This is a genomic window from Streptomyces sp. NBC_00459, assembly GCF_036013955.1.
Classification (GTDB): domain Bacteria; phylum Actinomycetota; class Actinomycetes; order Streptomycetales; family Streptomycetaceae; genus Streptomyces.
In genome coordinates this window covers 7566447-7591559 of record NZ_CP107903.1, presented here as the reverse complement: position 1 = coordinate 7591559, position 25113 = coordinate 7566447, and the positions used below count along the sequence as shown (strand labels likewise).

The following is a 25113-nucleotide window of genomic DNA, read 5'->3' as shown; positions in this document are numbered from 1 at the left end:
GACTACCAGGCGTCACATCCGATTGGCTCCGCCCCAGCGAAAGTCGGACAGTCGGTGCACGTCACCCGACGATCGCGCAGATTTCGCCGTACCCACAACCCTCCTGTTCCGCTCCCCTCTTGTCCCGCTCCCCACTTCTCCTCGGCCGCGCAGCGAGGTGCCGAAATTCCATGAACACACCCCCCGCCTCTTCCGGTTCCGCACGATCCGCCCGTGTCACGGCCGTTGTCGCCGCTACGGCCGCCGTCTGTCTTCTCGCAGCCGGCTGTTCGGGCTCAGGTTCAGGCTCCGACGGGTCGGACTCTGGCCAGGGTGCCGCCGGCACCGCCCGGCTCAAGGTCGCTCTGATCACCCACGGGGCCGAGGGCGACGCCTTCTGGGAGCGGGTGCGGAAGGGCGCACAGGCTGCCGCCGCCAAGGACAACATCGAGTTGACGTATGCCAGTGACCCCAGTGCCGCCGCCCAGGCCGATCTGGTGCGTGACGCGGTCAAGGACAAGGTCGACGGGATCGCCGTGACCCTCGCCAAGCCCTACGCGATGAAGAGCGCGGTCTCGCAGGCGAAGGCGGCGGGGATACCCGTGGTCGGTCTCAACTCGGGGATCGACGACTGGCGTTCGACGGGTCTGCTGGAGTTCTTCGGCCAGGACGAGAGCACCGCGGGCCGGGCGATCGGCGACAAGCTGAACGCTCTCAAGGTCAGGCACACCCTCTGTGTCATTCACGAGCAGGGGAACGTCGGCCTGGAGGCGCGCTGTGCCGGTGTGAAGAAGACGTTCACCGGCGAGACCGAGAACCTGTACGTGAACGGCACCGACCTGGACGCGGTGACCGCGGTCGTCGCGGCCCGGCTGAACCAGGATTCGAGCATCGACGAAGTCGTCACACTGGGCGCGCAGTTCGCGCTCTCGGCGGTGAAGTCGGTGGACCAGTCGAACAGCAAGGCGAAGATCGCCACCTTCGACCTCGACAACGACATCGTGGGCGCCATCAAGAGCGGTACCGTGCAGTTCGCCGTGGACCAGCAGCCGTACCTCCAGGGCTATCTCGCCGTCGACTCGCTCTGGCTGTACAAGTCCAACGGCAACTTCAGCGGCGGCGGATCGGCTCCCGTGCTCACCGGGCCGGCCTTCGTCACCAAGCAGAACATCGCCGATGTCGCCCGGTTCGCGGCCGAGGGCACCCGCTGAGAGTCACCCGCCGGCTGCCTCCCGTCCCGCTCCGGCCGTCTGCCGCAGGCGTTCCGCATCCCCTTCCGGCGCGCTCCCGGATCTCCTCGCGCGGCATCCGTCGTACAACGGCTGCACCAAGCTTTGGGGGCTCACGGTGCGTACGCTCACTTGTACGGATAGCATCCTGCGGACCCACGCGTGTTCCGCCACCCGTTCCGTTTCCGCTGCCATCCACCGCCTGCCACATGCCACTTGTCACTCCCGCCCACCGCTGATCGCCCTAGGACGACGATGCCTCCACGCAAAGGTGCCCGGCGCCGTCTCGGCTCCATACGTCTTTCGCTGATCCTGCTCGCACTGGTTCCCAGCGTCATCCTCGCCGCGATGTGGGGTGTGACGACGATTCAGATGTTCTCGGAGGGCCTGCGGCTGCGGGACCAGACGGGACTCAGCAGGGCGACCGGTGCCATGGGCACCGACGCCACGCTCGCACTGCAGAAGGAACGCACCCTGTCGGCCGTGTGGCTGGCCTCGCCCAGGGGTGACCGCAAGGCCCTGGACGAACAGCGCAAGGTGACGGACGCGGCGGTCGCGCAGCTGGTCGGCCAGACGAAGGCCATCCAGGAGGCCCCCGACCGCATCGGGGAGCGGATGTACTCGGTCATCGCGGCGACGGGCAGCCTGGAGTACTACCGAGGTCAGGTCGACCACCTCACCGACATCTCCCCCCAGCAGGTGCTGGACCAGTACTCGTCGATGATCGGCAACCAGATCCACTCGTTCCAGGAGCTCTCCCAGGTCGACGACGGCGACCTCACCTCGCAGGCCGGCCCGCTCGTCCTGCTGGAGCAGGCGGCCGAACTGGTCGCCCAGGAGGACTCCCAGCTCATGCTGGCCTGGCCCTCGGGGCACTTCGACCAGAACGAGTGGGAGTCGTACGTCCGGCTGGTGAGCGCCCGGCGCTGGGTCGTCGAGGACCAGCTGATCCAGTCCATGACCGGCACGGCGAAGAAACGCACCGAGGCGATCCTGCAGGGCTCCGCCTGGCGGAACCTGACCTCCATCGAGGACCAGGTGCTCGCGTCGGGCACCCCCGGCGGCGGCGCCGAACGGAAGATCACGCTGCCCGACAGGCAGAAGCAGTGGATCGCGGCGATGGACGAACTGAGCCTCCAGTACGGCTCGCTCATCCACGACGAGACCCAGGGGCTGCTCGCCCGCAGTTCCGACGAGTCGCGGTCGCTGCTGATCAAGGCCGCTTCGCTGAGCGCCGGCGGACTCGGCGGGCTGCTGCTGTGCATCGCACTGTCGTGGCGCATCACCCGGTCCCTGTCCCGTCGGCTGCGCGGACTGCGCGTGGCCACCCTGAGCCTGGCCGAGGAGCGGCTGCCGGACGTGGTGGCGCGGCTCAACCGGGGCGAGAAGATCGACGTCGAGTCGGCCACCCCGCCGCTGGACTACGGCCACGACGAACTCGGCCAGGTGGCCCACGCGTTCAACGCAGCCCAGCGCACCGCCGTGCACACCGCGGTCGAACTCGCCGACACCCGGCGCGGCTTCCAGAAGGTCATCCTGGGCATCGCCCGGCAGAGCCAGAACCTGGTCAACCTCCAGCTCACCAAGCTGGACGCGCTGGAACGCGCCCACCAGGACCCGGAGATCCTCAAGGGCCTGTACGAACTGGACTCCACGGCAAGCCAGTTGCGCCGCTACGAGGAGAACCTCGTCATCATCAGCGGTGAGCGGCCCGGCCGCAGCTGGACCGAGCCGGTCGCGCTGATCGACATCCTGCGCAGCGCCGTCGGCGAGGTCGCGGAGTACCAGCGGGTGGAGGTGCAGACCGAGGAGGACGTCTACCTCGCGCCCCCCGCGGTGGCCGACGTGATCCATCTGCTGGCCGAGCTGATCGACAACGCGACCGCCTACTCCCCCGCGCCCAGCCCGGTGGGCGTACGGGCGGCGATGGTCGCCAAGGGGCTGGCCATCGAGGTCGAGGACCGCGGACTCGGGATGTCCGAGGAGGACTACGCGTCCTTCAACGAACACCTGTCCAAGGCCCCGCAGTTCGACGTGGTGGCGCTCGCCGACGACCTCCGGCTCGGCATGTTCGTGATCGCGCGCCTGGCCGTCCGGCACGGCATCCATGTCACGCTGCGCTCCTCGCCCTACGGCGGTACGACGGCGATCGTACTGATCCCGCACGATGTCGTCGTACGGGAAATCAGCGCGCCGGACACGGACTCCTCATCCGCGAAGCCGGAGTCCGCCGAGGTGGCCGGCCCGGTCGCCGCGGAGCGCACGGGCCACGAGCGGATGCGGGAGCCGCAACCCGCAGTGGCGCGCGCCCGGACCGCCGACGCCGGTGCCGCTCCCCGGCAGACCGCCCTCGTCGGGGCGGAGCGGGGCGCCTGGCCGGGCGATGAGCGGAAGGCCGAGCGGAGCGGCGGCGACCGCAAGGGCGGGCTCACACCGTTGCCGCGCCGGGTGCCGCAGACCAGTCTGGCCGCGGAACTGCTGGAGGACACCGAACCCGACGGCGTGTCCGAGGACGCCCTCGACGAGTTCTCGGCGGAGCGCGCGGCCTCCTCGCTCTCCGGTTTCCAGCGCGGAACCCTCCAGGCCCGTGACGACGACGAAGAGCAGTACGACCATGGGGAGGACGACGCGCCTCAGGAACCCGACGCACCGCTCCCCGCCGCAGGCACTCCGGTCACCTCGACTCCGCCCGCAGACCGCTGATGAAGGACAGAGAAATGACACGCCCCACCCCCGCCACGCACACCGAGCTCGACCAGTTGCTCACCGGACTCGTGGACCGGGTAGCCGAGGTGAACCACGCCGTCGTGCTTTCCGAGGACGGACTGGTCGTCAGCAGATCCACGGCGTTCCTGCGTGACGACGCCGAGCGGCTCGCGGCGACCGCGTCGGGGCTGATGAGCCTCAGCAAGGGCGTCAGCATGGACTTCCGGGGCGGCCCGGTGCGCCAGGCGCTGATCGAGATGCGCAACGGCTACCTGATCCTCACCGCCGCCGGTCCTGGCGCCCATCTCGCGGTGCTGACCAGCCAGGGCGCGGACGTCGGCGTGGTGGCGTACCAGATGAACATGCTGGTGAAGAAGATCGGTGAGCACCTCAGCGCGGCGCCGCGTGCCGGGGTCGTCGGCGCGGCCGGCGAGTGAGGTGAACGGAAGCGACGCGGCCGGCCGCCTCGTACGGCCGTTCACGCTCACCGGCGGGCGGACCCGGCCCAGCCGCGCCGACTTCACACTGATCACGTCGGTGACGGCGGTGGAGCCTCAGCCCGACGGGGCCAAGCGGCCGCAGCCCGAGCACGCGCGGATCCTGCGGCTGTGCGCGCGGCCCGTCGTGGTGGCGGAGCTCGCGGCCCATCTGGACCTTCCGGTGAGTGTGGTCGTCATCATGCTGTGCGACCTGCTGGAGGCCGGCCGGATCACCGCCCGGTCCCCGCGCCAGATCTCGCGCACCACGGACATGGACCTGCTCCAGAAAGTGAGGGACGGCCTTGGCCGGCTCTGACCCGACCGTGAACGGGACCTCGGCGCCCGACACGGTCAAGATCCTCATCGCCGGCGGCTTCGGCGTCGGCAAGACGACCATGGTCGGCTCGGTCAGCGAGATCGTGCCCCTGCGCACCGAGGAACCACTCACCGCGGCCGGCCTCGGCATCGACGATCTCGACGGCATCGAGCAGAAGAAGGCCACCACCGTGGCCCTCGACTTCGGCCGCATCACCCTCAGCCGCGAACTGATCCTGTATCTGTTCGGAACGCCGGGTCAGCAGCGGTTCTGGTTCATGTGGAACGACCTGGCGATCGGCGCGCTGGGGGCCGTGGTCCTCATCGACGTACGCCGGCCGGAGTCCAGCTTCGCGGCGATCGACTTCTTCGAGCGCCGGGAGATCCCCTTCGTCGTCGGGGTGAACGGCTTTCACGGGGAACATCCGTACGAGCCGGACGAGATCCGGGAGGCGCTGGCGCTGCCGGAGCACACGCCGGTCCTGCTGTGCGACGCGCGGGACCGGGAGTCGTGCCGGGACGTGCTGATAGCCCTGATCGACCGGTTGATAGCGACGGCGGCCTCGGGCGGCGGAAGCGCCCAGTCGGTCTGAGACGGCGCTCGCACAGGCTCCCTGTGGGCAAGCTGTGAGTTCGCTGATTCTCATTCGTCGCTCAGAGTCGCCTCAGGGTCGCCCCAGATACGGCCCCGATCGTCACTGGCATGAACGAAACGAACGCGAGGGGCGTCCGGCAGCGTTCGGTCGAGATCGTGGTGCCGGTGTACAACGAGGCGCACGTACTCGCCGACAGCATCGGCCGTCTCCACGCCTACCTCGAAGCCTCCTTCCCGTTCCCGTTCCGGATCACGGTCGCGGACAACGCCAGCACTGACGCCACCTGGCAGGCGGCGACCGATCTGACGCTCCGCCTCCCCCATGTGCACGCCGTCCATCTGGACGCCAAGGGCCGGGGCCGCGCCCTGAAGCATGTGTGGAGCCGCTCGACGGCCGACGTGGTCGCCTACATGGACGTCGACCTGTCCACCGGCCTCGCGGGTTTCCTCCCGCTCGTGGCCCCTCTTCTGTCCGGCCACAGCGACCTGGCCATCGGCAGCCGACTGCACCGCCAGTCCGACGTGGTGCGCGGCCCGAAGCGCGAGTTCATCTCCCGCTCGTACAACACCCTGCTGAAGCTCGGCCTCGCGGCCCGCTTCTCGGACGCCCAGTGCGGTTTCAAGGCGGTCCGCACCGACGTCTTCCGGGCCCTCGCCCCGCACATCGAGGACAACGCCTGGTTCTTCGACACCGAGTTGCTCGTCCTGGCCCAGCGCAACCGCCTGCGCATCCACGAAGTACCGGTCGACTGGGTCGACGACCCCGACAGCCGGGTCGACATCGTCCGTACGGCGCTGGACGACCTCAGGGGCATGCGCCGGATGCTGCGCGCCGGTCTCACCGGCCGCTCCCGGATCGCCGTCCCGCAGCGCATGCCCGTATCGAGTCCGATCGGCGCACCTCAGCACATCAGCAGCCCCGCCCCCAGCTTGGAGTACGCGTCATGACGACCCTCGCCCCGCCGCCGACCCGCGACAGCGCGCCCCATCACAGCCACCGGGCCGAACCGCCCGCCACCGACGGCACTCTCGGGGCCCGCGCCCGGCGCCTTTTCACCGGCGCCCCCGAGGACCCGCGCTGGACCCGCCCCACTCTCTGGGGCATCCTCCTCCTGGCCACGGCGCTCTACGCCTGGAACCTCTCCTCCATCACCGGCAACACCTTCTACGACGCCGCCGTGTACAGCGGCACGAAGAGCTGGAAGGCGTTCTTCTTCGGCGCGTTGGACTCGGGCAGCTTCATCACCGTCGACAAACCCCCCTTCGCCCTCTGGGTGATGGGACTGTCGGCCCGCGTGTTCGGTTACGGCACCTGGCAGTTGATGCTGCCGATGGTCGCGGTGGGCACGGGCTCGGTCGCGCTGCTGCACCGCATGGTGAAGCGCGACTTCGGCCCGGTGGCGGCGACGGTAGCGGCCCTCGCGCTCACCCTGACGCCCATCACGGTGGCGATCACCCGGGACACCAACCCGGACCCGATCCTGGTCTTCCTGATGCTGCTGGGCGCCGCGGCCCTGATGAAGGCCGTGCGCACCGGACGGCTGATGCCGCTGGTGTGGTCGGCGGTGGCGATCGGCTTCGCGTTCAACACCAAGATGATGCAGGCGTACGTCGTCCTGCCGGTCTTCTTCCTGGTCTACCTCTGGGCGGCGAACGCCGGCCTGGGCAGGCGCGTCCGCAACCTGGCCGTGGCCACGGTGGCGCTGGTCGTCTCCTCCGCCTGGTGGATGGTGATCGTCGACCTGATCCCGGCCTCCTCCCGCCCCTACATCGGCGGTTCGACCGACAACACCGTGTGGGACCTGGTCATCGGCTACAACGGCTTCGGCCGTATCTTCGGGGCGAGTTCGTCGGTGGGCTCGCAGGGCAACGGCGCGAGCTTCGGCGGCGAGGCCGGCCTCTACCGGATGTTCAACGAGATCATGGGCGGCCAGATCTCCTGGCTGATCCCGTTCGCGCTGATCGCCCTGGTCGCGGGCCTCGTCCTGCGCGGCAGGGCCCCTCGTACGGACGCCAAGCGGGCGGCGCTGATGCTGTGGGGCGGCTGGTTCGTCGTGCACTATCTGACCTTCGCCCTCGCCGAGGGCACCTTCCACCCGTACTACGTCACGGCCATGGCCCCCGGTATCGCGGCCCTGGCGGGCGCCGGCGGCGTCATGCTGTACCGCGCCTTCCGTGAAGGTTCGGCGGCCAAGTGGGCGTGGGTCCTGCCGGTGGCGGTCGCGGCCAGCTCGGTCTGGGCGGTCGTCCTGCTCCAGCGGGTCTCGGGCTCCGGCACGCTGTACACGGTCGCGGAGATCGTGGTGGCGGTGGCGGGCACTGTCTCGGTCCTCGGTCTGCTGACCGGGCGGTTCATGAAGCGGCAGCGCCTGCTGGGCATCGCGGCCCTGGCGGCGGTCGTCGCCCTCCTGGCGGGCCCGGCGGCCTACTCCCTCTCGGCGGCCACCAGCTCCACCAACGGCACGAACCCCACGGCCGGCCCCAGCACGGGCGGTGGCATGGGCGGCGGCATGGGCGGCGGTGGCGGCGCTCCGCAGGGCTCCACCGGTACGAGCGGCAGCAGCGGTACGAGCAACGGCGGCGACCGGTCCATGGGGCAGCCCCCGTCCGGCTCCTCCTCGTCCTCCAGCGGGAGCTCGTCGGAGGCGGCGGCCGGGTCGGGCACGCGGCCGAGCGGTGACGGCGGAGGCACCGGTGGCGGTGGCGGTGGAATGGGCGGCGGCACCCAGGTGTCGTCCGACATGATCACGTACCTCAAGAAGCACCAGGACGGGGCGACCTGGCTGCTGGCGGTGGCCACCGACCAGACGGCGTCCTCGATCATCCTGGAGTCGGGCCAGCCGGTCATCTCCATGGGCGGCTGGTCGGGCAGCGACAACGCCATGACCCTGGCCAAGCTCAAGAGCCTCGTGAAATCGGGCAAGTTGCACTACATCATCGTCAGCAGCGACACCGGCCAGGGCACCGACTCGGAGATCGCCACCTGGGTGAAGGAACACGGCACGGCGGTCAACTCCTCGGCGTACAGCTCCAGTTCGTCGACCACCTCCACATCTGCCTCCACCTCCACCTCGTCCTCGACGTCGACCAGCAGCGGTCTGTACCGCTTGGACGCCTCGGACGTCAGCTGACCGACCCTTCTCCACCTCTCCGTACACGGGCGGGCCGCCGGACATCCTCCGGTGGCCCGCCCGTGCTCGTGTCCTTGTCCCCGTCCATGTCCTCGCTCTCACCCTCGCCCTCGTCCGTATGCAAGGTTTCGGCAAGGCCTCGGCAAGCCTTCCGCCCCGGCAACGGGGCACCCCCGTACCGAGCGTTCCCATTCACCAGGAACACCACAACGGGGGTACCGATGGACAGTGCACGGCAATGGCTGACGCTGCCGGGCTGCAAGAGGGTCCTGGCCGTCGTACACACGCAGGTGTACGGACAGCGGCTGCGTGACGCGCTGTCGCTGCTGGAGTCCGATCTGCGGATCCAGGTCGACTTCACCATCGCGCCGCACGCCTTCAACGCGGGCGCGACCCGCTCCGTACCCGCGGAGCAGGACAGCCTGCTGCCCTGGGAAGCCGCTCTCGACGGCAGGTTCGACCTGGTGCTGGCGGCCGGTTCGCAGGGGGTCGACCGGCTGCGCGGTCCGCTGCTGCGGCTGCCGCACGGCGCCGGGCACATGAAGCTCTCACGGCCCGCCGACGACCGGGATCCGGGAGCGCCACGGACCGTCGGCGGTCTGGGCAGGCAGTATCTGGTTCGGGACGGGAGGCTGGTGCCCAGAGCGCTGGCGGTCGCGCACCGGGACGACCTGGTCACGCTTCGGCGGGAGTGCCCGGAGGCGTTGCCCGTCACCGAGGTGGTCGGTGACGCCACGCGGGACCGGATCGCGGTGAGCATGCCGTTGCGCGCCCGCCACCGGGCCGCGCTGGGGCTGCGCGGTGATCAGAAGCTGCTGGTGGTCTCCTCTACCTGGGGAGCCGGGTCCTCCTTCAACCGTCTGGACGCGCTGCTGCCCAGGCTCCTCGCGGAACTGCCGTCCGACGAGTACCGGGTGGCCGTGCTGGTGCACCCCAACGTCTGGTCGGGACACGGCCCTTGGCAGGTGCGGTCCTGGCTGTCGACGGCCCGGCGGCACGGGATCGTCGTCGTCCCGCCGGAGCTGGACTGGCGTTCGCTGCTCGTCGCCGCGGACTGGGTGCTCGGGGACCACGGTTCCGTGACGCTGTACGCCACCCTGACCCGGGCGCCCATCATCCTGGCCCGCTTCCCGGAGGCGGACGTCGATCCCGCGTCACCGGGCGCCGAACTCGCCCGGGTGGCACCGGCGTTGTCGCCCGCCCATGCGCTGCCCGAGCAGCTCGCCTACGCCCGGGCCGCCTATCCGGCCATGGCGTACGCCCGGATCGCGCGGCGCATCTCGTCGGAGCCGGGGCGGTTCGGGCACAACACCCGCAAGCTGATGTACCGGCTTCTGGGGCTCGGCGAACCCGCCTTCGAGCCGCTGTTGCCGCCGCTGCCGCTCCCCCACCGGCTGTGGGGCGGACGGCGGGGCCGGCGGTCCGCGTGAGCGAATTCGTGGTCGTCTGTCTCGACGACACCGACGAGAACTGGCGGGAGTGCGCCGACGTGCTCTTCAGCACCCGGCCGCGCCCGGCCGTCGACGCGTGGCTGCTGGCCGGCCTCGTGCTGTGGCGCTACCCGGGCTGCCTGCTGGTGCTGCTCGCCGGGGTCGACGGGACGCCTGTCCTCCGCATGCGCTCCGGGGTCACGATGCGCTCCCGCAGCACGGCATGTGCCGCAGCCGACGCACATCGGCTTCGCTGACGGACTCGAAGCGGGCCGGGGCCTGCGTGTACCGGTCCCCGGCCCGCCCGAAGTCCCCGCAGCGAAGCGGGCGGCAGCCGCCACGCCCCCGGACACCCGCCGAAATCACCGCACCCGACGCAGCCGGTCCGCCAACCGACCCGCGTCAGCCTCACTGACCGACTCGTAGCGGGCAAGGGACTGCGCGTACCAGCCCCCGGCCCGCTCGAAGTCCCCGCGTTCCTCGGCGCCTTCGCCGAGCATCTCCAGTGTCCGGGCCTGCCAGTGGACCGACCCGGTCGCCTCGAACTCGGTGACGGCCTGGCGGAGTTGGCTGTCCGCGAGGTCATGTCGGGGACCGTCACGGCGGGCGTGGGCACGGCCCAGGAACGCCAGGGCGCGAGCCGCGTCGTAGGGGTCGTTCTCGGCGAGGAGTTCTGCGCGGGCACGGGTGAGATGGGGCAGCGCCTCGTCGGGCCGGCCGTCCGCCAGTGCCGTGTCGCCGAGGCAGATCCGGGTCAGGGCGGCGCCCCGCCGGTAGCCGATCTCCTCACGCAGGGCCAGGTCCCGGGTGAAGCACTCGCGGGCCAGGTCCAGTTGGCCGGCCAGTCGATGGGTCTGCCCGAGTCCGTGCAGCGCCTGGGCCTCGTTGCGCCGGACGGCCGTCAACTCCGGTGACTGGCCCGCCTCTTGAGAGGCGAGTCCCGCCAGGTCCTCGCGGGCCGCGTCCAGTGCCTGGCCGAACCAGGTCAGGGCCTCCTCGTATCGGCCCACGTTGCGCAGGCCCGCGCCGCCCGAGGTGAGCATACGACTGATCCCGGCCCGGTCCTGGGCCCGGCGGGCCGCGGAGAGGCCGGTCTCATGGGCCTCGATCCACAGGTCGTAGGGGCGCAGCCGCAGGAACAACGGCCAGAGCGCGTCGGTGAGTTGCCAGGTGGCGGCGTCCCAGCCCCGCGCCGCCGCGGTCCGCAGTACGGCCATCAGCCGGGCGCGTTCGGCGTCGAGCCAGCGCAGTGCGCCGGCGGCGTCGGCGAAGGGCGGCGCGGCGGGTGGCTCGGCGTAGTCACGCCGCAGGTTGCGGTGGGTGGGGGTGAGCAGCGCCTCGGCGGCCGTGGCCGCGGCGAGATGGAAGTCCACGACGCGTCGCACGGCCCGTTCGCCGTCCTCGGTCGTCTCCTCCTCGGCGGCGCGTTCCCGCGCGTGGGCGCGGATCAGGTCGTGGAAGCGGTAGCGGTCGAGGCCGGTGCGGGGGTCCGGCCCGAGGTCCTCAAGGAGGTGCACCTCGACCAGTTCGTCGAGCATCCGGTCCGCTCCCCCCGTCTCGACGCCGCATACGGCCGCGGCCACCGCGGAGGTGAGCACGGGAACCGGAGCGAGGCCGAAATGCCGGTACGCGCGGGCAAGTTGGGGTTCCAGGAGGCGGTACGACTCCTGGAGCGCGGCACGTACGGCGGACTCGCCTCCCATGCGCAACGCCTCCAGCGGACCTCTTCCCTCGCCGCCGCTCAGCGCCCGCGCCAGCACCGCAAGTGACTGCCGGGGCCGGGACGCGGCGCGCGCTCCGGCCACGCACACCGCCAGAGGCAGCCCCGCGCAGGCCTCGGCCATGGCCAGTGCGGCCTCCGGCTCCTGCCGTACCCGGTCGGCGCCCACCCGGTGGCTGAGCAGTTCCATGGAGTCGCCGGTTCGCAGTACGTCCAGGGAGACGAAGGCGGCGCCCTCCAGAGCGAGGCCGGTCAGCCGGTTGCGGCTGGTCACGACGGTGAGGGCCACCGTCGATCCGGGCAGCAGCGGGCGTACCTGGGCGGCGCTGAGCGCATTGTCGAGCAGCAGGGCGATGCGCGCGTCGGCGGTGACCGACCGCCACAGCGCCGCCTGTTCGTTCAGTTCGGCGGGGATGCGTTCGTGGCCGAAGGAGCGCAGCAGTTCCGTGAGCAGTTCGCCCGGGCGCGCGGGACCTTCGGCGGAGTGCCCGCGCAGATCGACGTACAGCTGCCCGTCCGGGAAGGTGTCCGCACGGCCCAGCAGCCAGCGGCAGGCCAGTGCGGTCTTGCCGATGCCGGCCGGTCCGCTGATGACGGCGATCGTGGAGCCGTCGGTCGAGGAGCGCGCCAGTCGGTCCAGCTCGGCCCGTTCGGCATGCCGGTTGATGAAGTGGCCTGGCGCGGGCGGGACTTGGCGCGGGACGGCCGGTGCCCTGACTGCCGACGGGTCGACTACGGGGTGGATGTGGACGCCGCCCGCGATGTCGCGGGCCTGGACCACGGGTCCGACGACGCGGGCGGAGGTTCCGATGCTGTTCGCGACCTGGGGACGGGAGCGGTCCACGGCTTCGACGGCCAGGACGTCGGCGCGCCACCGCTGTAACTCCCGGGCGAACTCGGGCCTGTTCACCGCCTCGCCGGCCAGCAGTTCGGCGAGTGCCCGGACGCCGTCGGCCGTGCCCGCTCCGCCGCCCCGTTCGATCCAGGCTCCTACGGACTCCGCGATCGCGGGTGCCGGGAGCGTGCGTACGAGGTGGGCGAGTGCCTGCTGGGACGGTGGCCGCCGAACGGCGGATGCCAGGGCCGTATGCAATTCCTCGGCCGTCACGTGCTGCATGCGCCGCTTCCCCCAGGTCCCCCGATGCCCGACGTCTCACCTCCTACCCGACCGTCGACCACATCAGACCGAACGAGTTTCTGGCGAGTTCGTATTGGTCAGAATCGAGCCAATAAATATTTCAAGTTGTAGCAATATTTGAACACTTATTGACCGCATGCGATTCTTAGCGACGCCAGAGCGCAGGCCGAACCGCCGGACGGGGGCACTGGTGGACCTGGAAATTCGCTTACTGGGACCGGTCGAACTGCGCGGAAACCAGTACGCCGATCCGCTCGGCTCAGCCAAGGAGCGGTTGCTCGTCGCGGCGTTGGCTTTCGAAGCGGGGCGCCCGGTCTCTCTGGACGCCCTGATCCACCGGCTGTGGGACGAGAGCCCGCCCGCGCAGCCCCGGGTGAGCCTGCACTCGTACGCCGCCCGGATCCGCCGCAGGCTACGGACCCTGGACAGCGCGGCGCGGCTCGTCCAGCAGGCGCACACCTACTCCCTGAACGTGTCCCCGGACCAGGTGGACTACCACCGGTTCCAGGGGCTGACCGCCCAGGCACGCGCCCTGAGCGACAGCGGCGACGACCGTCGGGCGCTGCGTCTGCTGAGTGACGCGGGCGCACTCTGGCGAGGCGAGCCGCTCGCCGGTCTGCCCGGACTGTGGGCCGAACACATCAGGGGTGTCCTCGGGCAACGGCACCTCTCCGCCCAGCTGATCCGTATCGACCTCGAACTGCGCGAGGGCCGCTACGCCGAACTGGTCCCCGACCTCACCGCCCTCCTGGAGGAACATCCCACCGACGAACTGCTCGCCGGCCGACTCATGACAGCCACCTACGGCAGCGGACGCCAGGCGGACGCGCTGCGCGTCTTCGAAGGTGTCCGACGACGCCTGCGCGACGACCTCGGCGCGGACCCGGGCGCGGCTCTCTCCCGATTGCACGGGCTCGTCCTCAACGGGGCGCCGGTGCACACCTTCCTGCCCCGGCCCGCGGTCGCGGTGAACCCCGGTACTGCGGTGACGGCGCCCCGGACACTGCCCGCACACGCCGAACTGGTCGGCCGGGAACAGGAGTTGGCCGCGATAATGCACACCGCCTCACCCCTGGCGGCGGGTTCGGCGGCCGGCCGCAACGTCATCGCCCTGCAGACCGTGTCGGGCATGGCCGGCGTCGGCAAGACCCTGATCGCGCTGCACGCGGCCCGGCAACTCGGGCCGCTCTACCCGGACGGCGCCGTCCACCTCGACCTGCGCGCCCACTCACCCGGTCAGGACGCGCTCACCACCGAGGCCGCACTCGGCTCCCTGATCCGGGCCTTCGGTATCCCCGCCAAGGATCTCCCGCAGGATTCGCACGAGTTGGCGGACCTGTGGAACAGCCTGCTCAGCAACCGGCGCGCCATCGTGATCCTCGACGACGCCGCGGGCCCGGAACAACTGCGCCCCCTGCTGCCTGGCGCGTCGCCGTCCCTCGTCATCGTCACCAGCCGCCGCCGTCTCACCGGACTGCCCGGCATCCGCTCGATCCCGCTCGACGTGCTGCCCGCGAAGGACGCCGTCGCGCTGTTCCGTTCCGTGGCCGGCGAGGAGCGCACCCGACAGTCGGGCGAGGTCGCGGACATCGTCCGGCTGACCGGGTATCTGCCGCTCGCGATCGAGCTGGCCGCCGGCCGACTGGCCTCCCGCCCCTCCTGGACGACCGCCCATCTCCTGCGTCGCCTCACCCACGGACAAGGACGCCTCAACGAAATCCGGGACGGCAGCAGGGGCGGGATAGCCACGGCGTTCGAGGTTTCGTACAGAACACTGACGACCGAAGAACAAACTGTTTTCCGATTTATCGGTCTTCGTTTCGGACCGGACATCGACGCATACACCCTCGCCGCCCTCACCGGACTGCCTCATGACGCCACGGAAAATGTCCTGGAGGTACTCCTCGACGCCCACTTGGCACGCGAGCCCGTACCCGAGCGCTACACGCTCCACGATCTTCTCGGCGAATACGCGCGCTCACTCGTCATGTCCGAGGAATCGGACGCCGTGCGCGAGCGGGCCCTCTCCAGAATGATCAATTTCTATGTGCAGGCATCCGACGCGGCCGACAGGATGATCCAACCGCGCGCTCTTCGCCCGCATCGTCCCCTCCCACCTGCGGAGCACCCCGTCCCGCCCTGGGACGATCCGCAGTCGGCCCGCCGCTGGCTGCTGGCGGAGCGCACGGCACTGCTCACAGCCGAACGCCACTGCCGGGCCACCGGGCGGCTGCGGGAAGCGGCCCTGCTCGCCGCCGCGTTGGCCGGATTCCTCGACGAGGAGGGCTATTCCGCGGACGCCCGGCGCATGCACGCGTCCGCCGTTCAGCACTGGCACGCCGTCGGTGAACGGCAGTCCGAGGTCCACGCGTTGATCGACCTGGGCAACGCGCTGTCCCGCTGCGGCCGGTACGACGAGGCACGCACCGCCCACCGGCGCGCGCTGCGGGGTGCCGGGGAGATCGGCGACACCGAGGCCAGGGCCGAGGCCCTTCATCAACTCGGCGTTCTCCACTGGAATCTCGGCAGACTGGCGGAAGCACTCGAATTCCAGCTCGACACCCTGCGCCTGCGTCTCCCTTCGGGCGATCGCTGGCAGATCGCCCGGTCGAGGAACAATCTCGGAATAACCCATCTCTATCTGGGGAATTTCGAGGAATCCCGAAAGAACTTCCATGCAGCCCTCACCGATTTCCGAAGATCGGCAGACGGACGCGAATACGCGCATGTTCTCAACAATCTCTCGGATCTCCATCTGCGCATGGGCGACACCGATACCGCGCGGCAAATTCTCCAGGAAGCGCTGGAAGCACTCAGCGAGACAGGCAGCCCGTCAGAAAGTGCCATTACCCAGGTGAACCTCGCCAACACCATGAATTCGCCGGACGAACTCACCGCGATGCTCGATCTGTACCAGGAGTCCCTCGCCACGTTCCGCCGGCTCGGCGACCGGCGGAACGCCTCCGACACCCTGCACGCCATGGGCGCCGCCCTGCACGCCGCAGGTCGGTTCGGCGAGGCGGCCACCCGTCACCAGCACGCCCTCGACCTGGCCAGAAGCGTGGGCGCCGCACACGAGCAGGCTCAGGCGCTGCACGCGCTGGGACTCGCCGAACTGGGACTGGGGCAGGAGAGCCCGGCCGCGGCACACATCACCGAGGCCATCGCGGTCGCGGACCGGATAGGCGCGGCCAGAGAAGCGTCCCAGGCGCGGGCGAGCCTCGCCGGACTTCGCACGGAATCGGCGCGGCGACAAACATCTACCAGACCCGGAACCCGTTGAATAGACTTTCGCAGATACGGTTCTTCCGGTTTGCGTTCGAAGGTCCCAAGGGAGCAAGATCGGGTGGGGCGCAGCCGCGCTCCGAACCATCGAATGATTGCAGGAGAAACCAAATCTCATGCACGCCCCGAACAACCCGAAGCCCAGCAGGCTCCGCCGGGCTCTGCCCCGTGTCCTGGCGGCGGCCTTCGCCCTCGGAATAGCGATCTGTATCCCGAGCGATTGGCTCACGGCTACCATCGTCTAATTCCGTCCGGCGCGAGGGAGCACACCCATGGATCCCATCTCGGTGACATTGCTGGCGGCGCTCGCCGGGGGCCTCGGCGGAGAAGCCGGCCGACAGGCGTGGCAGGGGCTGACGGCGTTGGTCCGGCGCCCCTTCCACCGCGGTGACACGGAGGGGGACCCTGGGACAGTCGTCCCGGCCGTGAGTTCGGCCGAACCCGAACTCACGGCACTCGCACAGGCGCCGAACGACACGGCCCGGGCCCACGCGCTGAGTACGGCGCTGGCGGTCCGGGCCGTACTGGACGCCGAGTTCGCGCGCCGCCTCGACGAGTGGTCACAGCACGCGCGACAGGCCGGTGAACGGGACAGCGTGGTGCACAACGAGATCAGCGGCGGGACCTACCACAACAGCCCTGTCATCCAGGGCCGGGACATCTCCGGCGTCACCTTCAACAGCCCTCCGCCGGCAACGGGTAGGCATGCGACCCCGCCGCCCGAAGCACCTCCGCGGCCCTGACCGCCGCTTCCGCAGACGAACCGGGTCGGCAGCGACCCGGCCTCACCTCACAGGCAGTACCGGACCAGCCACTCGTCCTCGTTGTACGCGCCCTTCGCGGGATCCGGCACCGACGCCGGCTGTGCGGCCACCATGTCCTCCGGGCGGATCCGCTCCGGCAGTTGCCCGAAGCGGGCCCGGCGCATCGAAGCGGCGGTTTCCGGGGCCTTCGCTTCGGTCGCCGCCTCGAACCTCGCCTTGGTCCCCGCTTCGGTCCTCGCCTCGTACGTCATCTCAATCCCCGTTCGCTTGAGCCGACCACTCCTCCAGCGTACGTGAGCGTCCGGCTATTCCGGGTGGGCCGCGAGCAACCCCGCGAGCAGCGCCGTACGGGCCGGAACGTGGGCCGGCAGCACATGCTCGTCGCGGGCGTGCGCACCCCCGCCCACGACCCCAGTGCGTCCAGGACCGGACGTCGCAGCGCGGACACGAAGTTGCCGTCACCGACCCCGCCCACGCCCGTCTCACGGATCGCCGGACCGAGCTGCACCGCCACCGACTGCGCCTGCTCGAAGAGGAGTTGGGAGGGCGGCGTCGGCGCCATCGCCGGACGGTTCCAGCCCCCGAGACGGACACCCGTACCCGGGGGTCGGAGGCCGTGAGGCGGCCGGTTCGGTGTCGATGCGGACCTCCTCGGCGGGGTCGGCGATACGCACGTCGACACCGCAGCGGGCATGTCCGGCGATGACGTTGCGCCCCGTACCGCCGCTGATAGCACCGACGTTGACCGTCGTGCCGTGGTCATGTGAGCCCAACTCCGCGATCGGGGTGACCAGTTCGGCCAGGGCGTGCACGGCGCTCGCGCCGCCGTACGGGTCGGGGCCCGCGTGTGCCTCGACCCCTCCACGGCCACCTCGAAGAGACCGACCCCCTTGCCGACCGCCGTCTTCGGGTTCCCCTCCGGCCCTCCTCCGGTCTCCCTCCGGCCCCGCCGCCGGCTCGCGCACCAGCGTGGCCGCCACCTGCTCACCGAGCCGCTCGATGTGCGGCCGGGAGACGGGCTGCCGGGAGACGGGCTGCCGATCTCCTCGTCGCCGTTGACGAGCAGACGCACCGTCGCTCGCGCCAGGTTCCGTTCACACAGCAGACGCAGCGCCCAGACCGCCTGCACCAGGCGACACTTCATGTCGAAGCCGCCCGGCGCGCTCACCCGGCCGTCGTCCGTCACGGTGAACGGCCACTCGGCGAGGGTGCCGGCCGGCCACACGGTGTCGTGGTGGGCGAGCGGCAGCACCGATGTCCGCGAGGTGCCCCGGTGGAGGAGTTCCAGGACGTCTCCGTGCTCGCCGCCGTCATGGCGCACGGTCTCGTCCGCCGGCCCGAGGCGTCGGCCCGCCCAGGTCTCGATGGCGGCGAGTCAGGCGGTCAGCAGTTCCTTGTCGTCACTGGGGGTCTCGTACTCGACCAGCGCCCGCAGGTCGTCGGTCATCTCGGACAGGGCGATACGGGCCGGGGGACCCGATGTCATGCATCGACACGGGAAGCTCCTCGGACGACGCGGCAAACCCGATAGCCACCCAGGAAACCGAGCCGGGATGGACCCCGACCCGCTCCGAAGGCCTCCGTGCGGTCCCCGAAAGTTACGTCGAGATTGCGCGAACCCTTGACGTGTCGCTCTGACTGCGCTGTCATGACTGCGCAGTCATGACAGCGCAGTCAGAACATTGGCGGTCGCTGTCCCACCTCGATCCACGGCAGCCGCTGTCACCCTCCGGCTACCGTGGGCACCGGCCACCGGGAGTCACCGTGACACGACAGACAGGACGGGGTGCGACCTCGTCGACACCGCGCAGCGTCGACGTGGCGCGCCTCGCGGGGGTCTCGCAGAAGACCGTTTCCCGGGTCTTCAACAGCGAGCCGTACGTCTCCGAGGACGTTCGGCGCCGTGTTCTCCAGGCCGCCGAGGACCTCGGCTACCGGATGAACAACGCCGCCCGGGCACTCGCCTCCGGGCGGACCAGATCCATCGGCGTGGTGACGCTGGGCACCGCCCTGTACGGGCCCGCGTCGCTGCTCATGGGCATCGAGCGCGCCGTCCGGGACACCGGATACGCGCTGCGGGTCGTCAACACGATGGAGGGCGACCCGGCAGGCGTCGCCGGCGCCGTCGGCTCACTCCTCGAACAGGGGGTGGACGGCATCGTCGTCTCCGAGCCGATCGACGAAGGCCAGGGCGGGGGTGCGGGCCTGGCGGAACTCTCCGTCGACGTACCGGTCCTGGTCATCGGCGCGCCGTCCCCCTTCGCCACCTCCCGCCCGGTCACCTCGGGCGGCGGTGCGGACCTGCTGACCCGGGCCGCCACCCAACACCTGCTGGATCTAGGTCATGTGACGGTCCATCACCTCTCCGGTCCGCCACGCTGGTTCGCCGCCAGGGACCGGCTCACCGCCTGGCGGGCCGCCCTGGCCGCCCACGGCGCGCCCGAGCCGCCCGTCGTCGTGGGCGACTGGTCGGCCGCCTCCGGATACGCGGCGGGCCGTGAACTCGCCGCCGATCCCTCGGTGACCGCCGTGTTCGCCGCCAACGACGACATGGCCATCGGGCTGATCCGGGCCCTGACGGAGGCCGGCCGACGCGTGCCGGACGACGTCAGCGTGGTCGGGTTCGACGACATCCCGGTCGCCGCGTACGTCACACCGCCGCTCACCACCGTGCGGCAGCCGTTCGACGCCGTGGCCCAGGAAGGCCTCAAACGGCTACTGCACGCCATCGAGAACCCGGACGCGGATCCGCTGCCGCCGAGCGACCCACCGGTCGACCTCGTCGTACGGTCCTCCACCGCACCCCCGCCCCACCGGTAGCCGCACCGACAAGAGGCCGGTCAGCCCCACCTGCGGCCCCCTCCCTTCGCTCACTCCTCTTTCTCCACTCCACTCCCTTTCGCCCCGGCCGGAGTTCACCATGCCCAGAAACAACGTCTCCTCCTCTGCCATCAGCCGTCGGCTCCTCCTCACCGCGGCCGGCGCCGCCTCGCTCGGGGCGGCTCTCACCGCCTGCGGCGGGGGCGGGTCCGACAGCGGCTCGTCCTCGTCGAAGCCGGTCAGCCAGGCCGACATCGACAAGGCGATGAAGACCCCGACCGAGCTGACCTTCTGGACGTGGGTCCCGGAGATCGCCCAGGAGATCGCCCTCTTCGAGAAGAAGTACCCGGCGATCAAGGTCAAGGCCGTCAACGCCGGTCAGGGCACCCCGCAGTACACGAAGCTGCGCACCGCCCTCAAGGCCGGCAGCGGTGCCCCCGACATGGTGCAGATCGAGTTCCAGGCCATCCCGACCTTCACGATCACCGACAGCCTGCTGGACCTGCGCCCGTACGGCGCCTCCGCCCTCAAGTCCCAGTTCGTCGACTGGACGTGGAGCCAGGTCAGCGGCAGCGGCGGCGAGGTGTGGGCGGTCCCGCAGGACACCGGCCCGATGGGCATGCTGTACCGGCAGGACATCTTCGACAAGCACGGCATCGAAGTGCCCAAGACCTGGGACGAGTTCGCCGAGGCCGCGCGCAAGCTGCACAAGGCCGACCCGGAGGTCTATCTGACCAACCTCGCCGCCAACCAGGTCGCCGCCTGGCACGGCCTGTTGTGGCAGGCGGGCGCCAAGCCCTACGTCACCTCCGGCAAGAGCGACATCGCCATCAGCGTCGACGACGCGGTCTCCAAGAAGCTCGGCGCGTTCTGGGGCGGGCTCGCGCAGGAGGGTGTCATCGGTGTCGAGCCCGACTTCACGGACTCCTGGTACGCCGCGCTCAACAAGGGCAAGTACGCCACCTGGATCGTCGGCGCCTGGGGCCCGGCCTTCCTCTCCGGCTCGGCCAAGGACACCGCGGGCAAGTGGCGGGCGGCGCCGATGCCGCAGTGGGACGCCGCCAAGCCGAGCGCGGGCAACTGGGGCGGCTCCACGACCGCCGTGATCCGGTCCACCAAGAACCCCATCGCCGCCGCCGAGTTCGCCAAGTTCCTCAACAGCGACCCGGAGAGCGCGAAGATGTTCGCAACAAAGCAGTTCTTCTTCCCGGCCACCAAGGCGCTGCTCGCGGACGCGAGTTTCAGTGGCGCCACCCCCGCCTTCTACGGCGGCCAGAAGGTCAACGAGGTCTTCGCCGGCATCAGCGCCCAGGTCGACCCCGCCTTCCAGTGGCCGCCGTTCCTCGACCAGGTGGCCACCGACTGGACCGAGACCGTCGGCCGCTCCCTGGCCAGGAAGACCGACACGGTCACCGCGCTCGCGGGCTGGCAGACGCGGATCACGACCTTCGCCAAGAGCCAGGGCTTCACGGTGAAGGCGGCACCCTGACATGGCCAGGCATCTCGCACGACCGCGGTCGGCAGGCCCGCTGTTCGTCGCCCCCTTCATGGTCCTGTTCCTTCTCCTCTTCCTCGCTCCGCTCGGCTACGCGGCCTATCTGAGCCTGTTCCAGGAGAAGTTGGTCGGCGGCACGTCGTTCGTCGGCCTGGACAACTACCTGACCGCCATCAAGGACCCGCAGCTACGCGAGGGTGTCGTCCGGGTGGCGACCTTCTTCGTGATCCAGGTCCCGGTGATGCTGCTGCTCGCCCTGCTCTTCGCCCTCGCCCTGGACAGCGGCCTGCTGCGGCTGTCCCGGGTGATCCGGCTGGGCATCTTCGTGCCGTACGCCGTCCCGAGCGTCGTCGCCACCCTGATGTGGGGCTATCTCTACGGCCCCGACTTCGGCCCGTTCGCCCAGCTCAGCGACAAACTGAGCCTGCCCGCCCCGCACTTCCTGACCGACAGCTGGATGCTGGGCAGCCTGGCGAACATCGTGACGTGGGAGTTCGTCGGCTACAACATGATCATTCTGTACGCGGCCCTGCGGACCATTCCGCAGGACCTGTACGAGGCCGCCGCCCTGGACGGTGCGGGGGCCTGGCGGATCGCCTGGTCCATCAAACTCCCGGCGCTGCGGCCCGCGTTGACGCTCACCCTGCTCTTCTCGGTGATCGGCAGTTTCCAGCTCTTCAATGAGCCCAACCTGCTGATGAAGATCGTCCCGGACGTCATCGACAGCGCGTACACCGCCAACCTCTACGCCTACACGCTCGCCTTCACCAGCCAGCAGATCAACTACGCGGCGGCCGTCTCCTTCCTCCTCGGCCTGCTCATCGTGATCATCTCGTACGCCTTCCTGCTCACCGCGAACCGCAGGAGGCCCGCGTGACCACCACAACTCCCTCCGCTACCGCCGTGGTTCGTACGACGGACCAGGTGCGCAAGGCGCCGAAGGAGCGGCGCGGGGGACAGGCCGGCCGTCGCAGCACACCCCTGACGATCGCCATGCTGGCGGCGCTCGCCTACTTCCTCCTCCCCCTCCTCTGGCTGCTGATCGCCTCCACCAAGAGCACCCGGGACCTGATCAACAGCTTCGGCCTGTGGTTCTCCGACACCCCGCAACTGCTGACGAACATCCGCGACACCTTCACCCAGGACGACGGTGTCTTCCTGCACTGGCTGCTCAACACCCTGCTGTACGCCGGTGTCAGCGCCGTCGGTGCCGCGGTCCTGGCGGCCGCCGCGGGGTACGGGTTCGCCAAGTTCCGGTTCCGCGGGAACGGCGCCGCCTTCAACCTCGTGCTCGGCGCGGTCATGGTGCCGGCGACCGCCCTGGCCATTCCGACGTACCTGCTGTTCGCCAAGGTGGGGCTGGTGAACACGCCGTGGGCGATCATCCTGCCCTCGCTGGTGAGTCCCTTCGGGCTCTATCTCATGCGGGTGTACGCGCAGGACGCCGTGCCCGACAGCATCCTCGAAGCCGCCCGGATGGACGGGGCCGGTGAGTTCCGGATCTTCTTCCAGATCGTGCTGCGGCTGCTGGCGCCGGGCCTGGTGACGGTGCTGCTGTTCACGCTTGTGGCGACCTGGAACAACTACTTCCTGCCGCTGATCATGCTCAACGACCCGGACCTGTACCCGATCACGGTCGGGCTCTCCTCCTGGGCCGCCCAGGCGCAGAACGGCGGGGCGGGTGCCAGCAGCGACATGCTCGCGCTGGTGGTGACCGGGTCGATGATCTCGGTGATCCCGCTCGTCGTGGCCTTCGTGCTGCTCCAGCGGTACTGGCAGAGCGGCCTGGCCACCGGCGGTGTCAAGCAGTAACTCCCCGCCCAGCCAACCTGGTTGCCCAACTCCCCTTCCCCCACTGGAGGTTGACTTCATGGCGGTTCTGCCCGCCCGCGTCCTCTTCGGCGCCGCGTACTACCACGAGTACCAGCCCACCCACGGCCGCGAGTACCGTCCCGGCGAACAGCTCAAGACGGACCTCGATCTGATGGCCGACGCCCGGTTCACGGTGATCCGGGTCGGCGAGTCGGTCTGGTCGACCTGGGAGCCCACCAACGGACACTTCGACCTCGACTGGCTGGAGCCGGTGCTCGACGGCGCCCATGAGCGCGGTATCGCCGTGGTCCTCGGTACCCCGACGTACGCCGTACCGCCGTGGCTGGCCCGCCAGTACCCGGAGATCACGGGTGAGCGGGCCACCGGGCAGCGCATCGGCTGGGGCGCCCGGCAGGAGGTCGACTTCACGCACCCCGCGTTCCGGTTCCACGCGGAGCGGGTGATCCGGAAGATCGTCGCACGCTACGCCGGTCACCCGGCGGTCATCGGCTTCCAGGTCGACAACGAACCCGGCAACGAACTCCTTTACAACCGGGGCGTGTTCGAGCGCTTCGTCGACCATCTCCGGGCGAAGTACGGGGACATCGAGACCCTGAACCGCGAGTGGGGCCTCGTCTACTGGTCGCACCGGCTGTCCACGTGGGCCGACCTGTGGACCCCGGACGGCAACGTCCAGCCCCAGTACGACGTCGCCTGGCGGGAGTTCCAGGCCCGCCAGGTCACCGAGTTCATCGGCTGGCAGGCCGACATCGTCCGCGAGTACGCGAGCCCCGACCAGTTCGTCACCACCTGCATCTCCTACACCCGCCCGGCGGTGCAGGACGACGAGCTCACCGACCGGCTCGACATCGCGTCGGGCAACCCGTACTACGACATGCAGGACGGCCTCGCGCTCCCCGACCGTACGCCGGACGAGCACGCGCAGCGCTGGAAGACGACGGGCGTGTGGTCGCTGTACCAGACCGCCGACTGGATGTTCTCCTCCAAGCAGGCCCCCTTCCTGGTCACCGAGACCAACGCGAGCTCCATCGGTTTCGCGTGGGACAACCGCCCCGCCTTCGACGGCCAGTGGCGCCAGGCCGCCTGGGCGCTGGTCGGGCGCGGCGCCAGGATGGTCGAGTACTGGCACTGGCACACCCTGCACTTCGGCGCCGAGACGTACTGGGGCGGCGTCATTCCGCACAGCGGGCGACCCGGTCGTACGTATGCCGAACTGGCGACCCTGGGCGCCGAGTTGGACACGGCGGGCGCGCTGGTCGCCGGGCTCGAACCGGACGCCGACATCACGATGGTCTACTCGACGCCCAGCAAGTGGCTGATGCAGAAGTACCCGCCGCTCGCGACGGGCGACGGCGAGCCGGACGACACCGCCTACCACCGGATCTTCGACCCGTTCTACCGGGGCGCCTTCGACGCCGGCCGCCAGGTCCGGATCGTCCACGCCCGCCAGCTCCACGACCCCAGCGGTGAGCGGGAGGGCCTGACCCCGGAGGAGGCGGTGAGCCGTCACCCGGTCCTGGTGGTACCGGCGTTGTACATCGCCGCCGACTCGACCCTCGACTGGTTCGCCGCGTACGCCCATGCGGGCGGCCACCTGGTCCTCGGCCCGCGCACGGCGTACGCCGACCACGAGGCGCGGGCCCGCAACGAACTGGCCCCCGGCCGCCTGGTGGACGCGGCCGGCGTCGGTTACGACGAGTTCAGCAACCTGGCGCGGGAGATCCCGGTGCGCGGCGTGCCCGGCGGTCCGCTCCGGCTTCCGGACGGCGCGACAGCGGCGCACTGGGCCGACGGTCTCACCGTCACCGACGCCGAGCCGCTGGTCACGTACGACCACCCGCACTTCGGCCGCTGGCCGGCGGTCACCACCCGCCGCCACGGGGCGGGCCAGGTGACGTACGTCGGCACGGTGCCGGGCCGCGACCTCGCCCGGGAACTGGCCACCTGGCTGACCCCGGACGCCCGCAGCCTCTGGGGGGACCTCCCGGCCTCGGTCACGGCGACCACCGGCACGGCCGAGGACGGGCGGCGCGTGCACATCGTCCACAACTGGAGCTGGGAGCCCGTGCGCGTCACGGCGCCGGCCGCTCTGACCGACGTACTGAACGGCAGCCCGGTCCCGGCGGGCACCGAGCTGGCACTCGGCGCCTGGGACGTACGGGTGCTCAGCGCCGACTGAGCACCGGGCGGGGCC

Annotated in this window: 19 protein-coding genes; 16 read left to right on the top strand and 3 right to left on the bottom strand. The window is 70.3% G+C overall.

Annotation, left to right across the window (positions count from 1 at the left end; all coding sequences use genetic code 11):
- Positions 1–170 precede the first annotated feature (170 nt).
- The 9 genes from OHN74_RS33560 to OHN74_RS33520 all read left to right on the top strand — a co-directional run bounded on the left by OHN74_RS33560 (position 171) and on the right by OHN74_RS33520 (position 10121).
- Complete coding sequence (locus tag OHN74_RS33560) at positions 171–1190, top strand: substrate-binding domain-containing protein (protein ID WP_327698309.1); 1020 nt, start codon at positions 171–173, stop codon at positions 1188–1190.
- Positions 1191–1463: 273 nt separating this feature from the next.
- Positions 1464–3911 (top strand): sensor histidine kinase, encoded by a 2448-nt coding sequence (locus OHN74_RS33555; RefSeq protein ID WP_327698308.1) that lies wholly within the window; start codon positions 1464–1466, stop codon positions 3909–3911.
- Positions 3912–3925: 14 nt separating this feature from the next.
- Complete coding sequence (locus tag OHN74_RS33550) at positions 3926–4351, top strand: roadblock/LC7 domain-containing protein (RefSeq protein ID WP_006377390.1); 426 nt, start codon at positions 3926–3928, stop codon at positions 4349–4351.
- Between the two features lies 1 nt (position 4352).
- Positions 4353–4709, top strand: a complete 357-nt coding sequence (locus OHN74_RS33545; protein WP_327698307.1) for a DUF742 domain-containing protein — start codon at positions 4353–4355, stop codon at positions 4707–4709.
- A complete protein-coding gene (locus OHN74_RS33540; protein ID WP_327698306.1) occupies positions 4696–5301 on the top strand; it encodes a GTP-binding protein in 606 nt (201 codons plus the stop codon). The genes OHN74_RS33545 and OHN74_RS33540 overlap by 14 nt, the downstream gene beginning before the upstream one ends.
- A 110-nt stretch (positions 5302–5411) precedes the next feature.
- Positions 5412–6251: a dolichyl-phosphate beta-glucosyltransferase gene (locus OHN74_RS33535; RefSeq protein WP_327698305.1), complete on the top strand. Its 840-nt coding sequence runs from the start codon at positions 5412–5414 to the stop codon at positions 6249–6251.
- Entirely contained in the window at positions 6248–8434 is a 2187-nt protein-coding gene (locus tag OHN74_RS33530; RefSeq protein ID WP_327698304.1) for an ArnT family glycosyltransferase, read from the top strand. Before OHN74_RS33535 ends, OHN74_RS33530 begins: the two co-directional genes overlap by 4 nt.
- Positions 8435–8655: 221 nt before the next feature.
- Positions 8656–9864, top strand: a complete 1209-nt coding sequence (locus OHN74_RS33525; RefSeq protein WP_327698303.1) for a hypothetical protein — start codon at positions 8656–8658, stop codon at positions 9862–9864.
- Entirely contained in the window at positions 9861–10121 is a 261-nt protein-coding gene (locus OHN74_RS33520; protein ID WP_327698302.1) for a hypothetical protein, read from the top strand. The genes OHN74_RS33525 and OHN74_RS33520 overlap by 4 nt, the downstream gene beginning before the upstream one ends.
- A 105-nt stretch (positions 10122–10226) precedes the next feature.
- Here the strand turns inward: OHN74_RS33520 and OHN74_RS33515 are convergent, their stop codons facing one another.
- Complete coding sequence (locus OHN74_RS33515; RefSeq protein ID WP_327698301.1) at positions 10227–12701, bottom strand: tetratricopeptide repeat protein; 2475 nt, start codon at positions 12699–12701, stop codon at positions 10227–10229.
- A gap of 211 nt (positions 12702–12912) precedes the next feature.
- Here OHN74_RS33515 and OHN74_RS33510 point away from each other — a divergent pair, with 211 nt between their 5' ends.
- Together OHN74_RS33510 and OHN74_RS33505 are read left to right on the top strand one after the other, a co-directional pair.
- Positions 12913–16005, top strand: a complete 3093-nt coding sequence (locus tag OHN74_RS33510; RefSeq protein WP_327698300.1) for an AfsR/SARP family transcriptional regulator — start codon at positions 12913–12915, stop codon at positions 16003–16005.
- Positions 16006–16279: 274 nt separating this feature from the next.
- On the top strand, positions 16280–16750 hold the full coding sequence (locus OHN74_RS33505; RefSeq protein WP_327698299.1) for a hypothetical protein: 471 nt from the start codon (positions 16280–16282) through the stop codon (positions 16748–16750).
- Between the two features lie 47 nt (positions 16751–16797).
- On the opposite strand, the gene OHN74_RS33500 is transcribed toward OHN74_RS33505, so the two are convergent.
- Positions 16798–17022, bottom strand: a complete 225-nt coding sequence (locus tag OHN74_RS33500) for a hypothetical protein (protein WP_327698298.1) — start codon at positions 17020–17022, stop codon at positions 16798–16800.
- A 231-nt stretch (positions 17023–17253) separates the two neighbouring features.
- Positions 17254–17583, bottom strand: a complete 330-nt coding sequence (locus OHN74_RS33495; protein WP_327698297.1) for a peptidase dimerization domain-containing protein — start codon at positions 17581–17583, stop codon at positions 17254–17256.
- 952 nt (positions 17584–18535) lie between these two features.
- On the opposite strand from OHN74_RS33495, the gene OHN74_RS33490 reads away from it, so the two are divergent.
- From OHN74_RS33490 to OHN74_RS33470, 5 genes are all read left to right on the top strand, one after another.
- Positions 18536–19591, top strand: a complete 1056-nt coding sequence (locus OHN74_RS33490; RefSeq protein ID WP_327698296.1) for a LacI family DNA-binding transcriptional regulator — start codon at positions 18536–18538, stop codon at positions 19589–19591.
- A gap of 100 nt (positions 19592–19691) precedes the next feature.
- Complete coding sequence (locus OHN74_RS33485) at positions 19692–21080, top strand: ABC transporter substrate-binding protein (protein WP_327698295.1); 1389 nt, start codon at positions 19692–19694, stop codon at positions 21078–21080.
- Between the two features lies 1 nt (position 21081).
- Entirely contained in the window at positions 21082–21963 is an 882-nt protein-coding gene (locus OHN74_RS33480) for a carbohydrate ABC transporter permease (protein ID WP_327698294.1), read from the top strand.
- Entirely contained in the window at positions 21960–22898 is a 939-nt protein-coding gene (locus OHN74_RS33475) for a carbohydrate ABC transporter permease (protein ID WP_443060487.1), read from the top strand. Before OHN74_RS33480 ends, OHN74_RS33475 begins: the two co-directional genes overlap by 4 nt.
- 58 nt (positions 22899–22956) lie before the next feature.
- Positions 22957–25098, top strand: coding sequence for a beta-galactosidase (locus tag OHN74_RS33470; protein ID WP_327698293.1), 2142 nt, complete (start codon positions 22957–22959; stop codon positions 25096–25098).
- Positions 25099–25113: the final 15 nt, after the last annotated feature.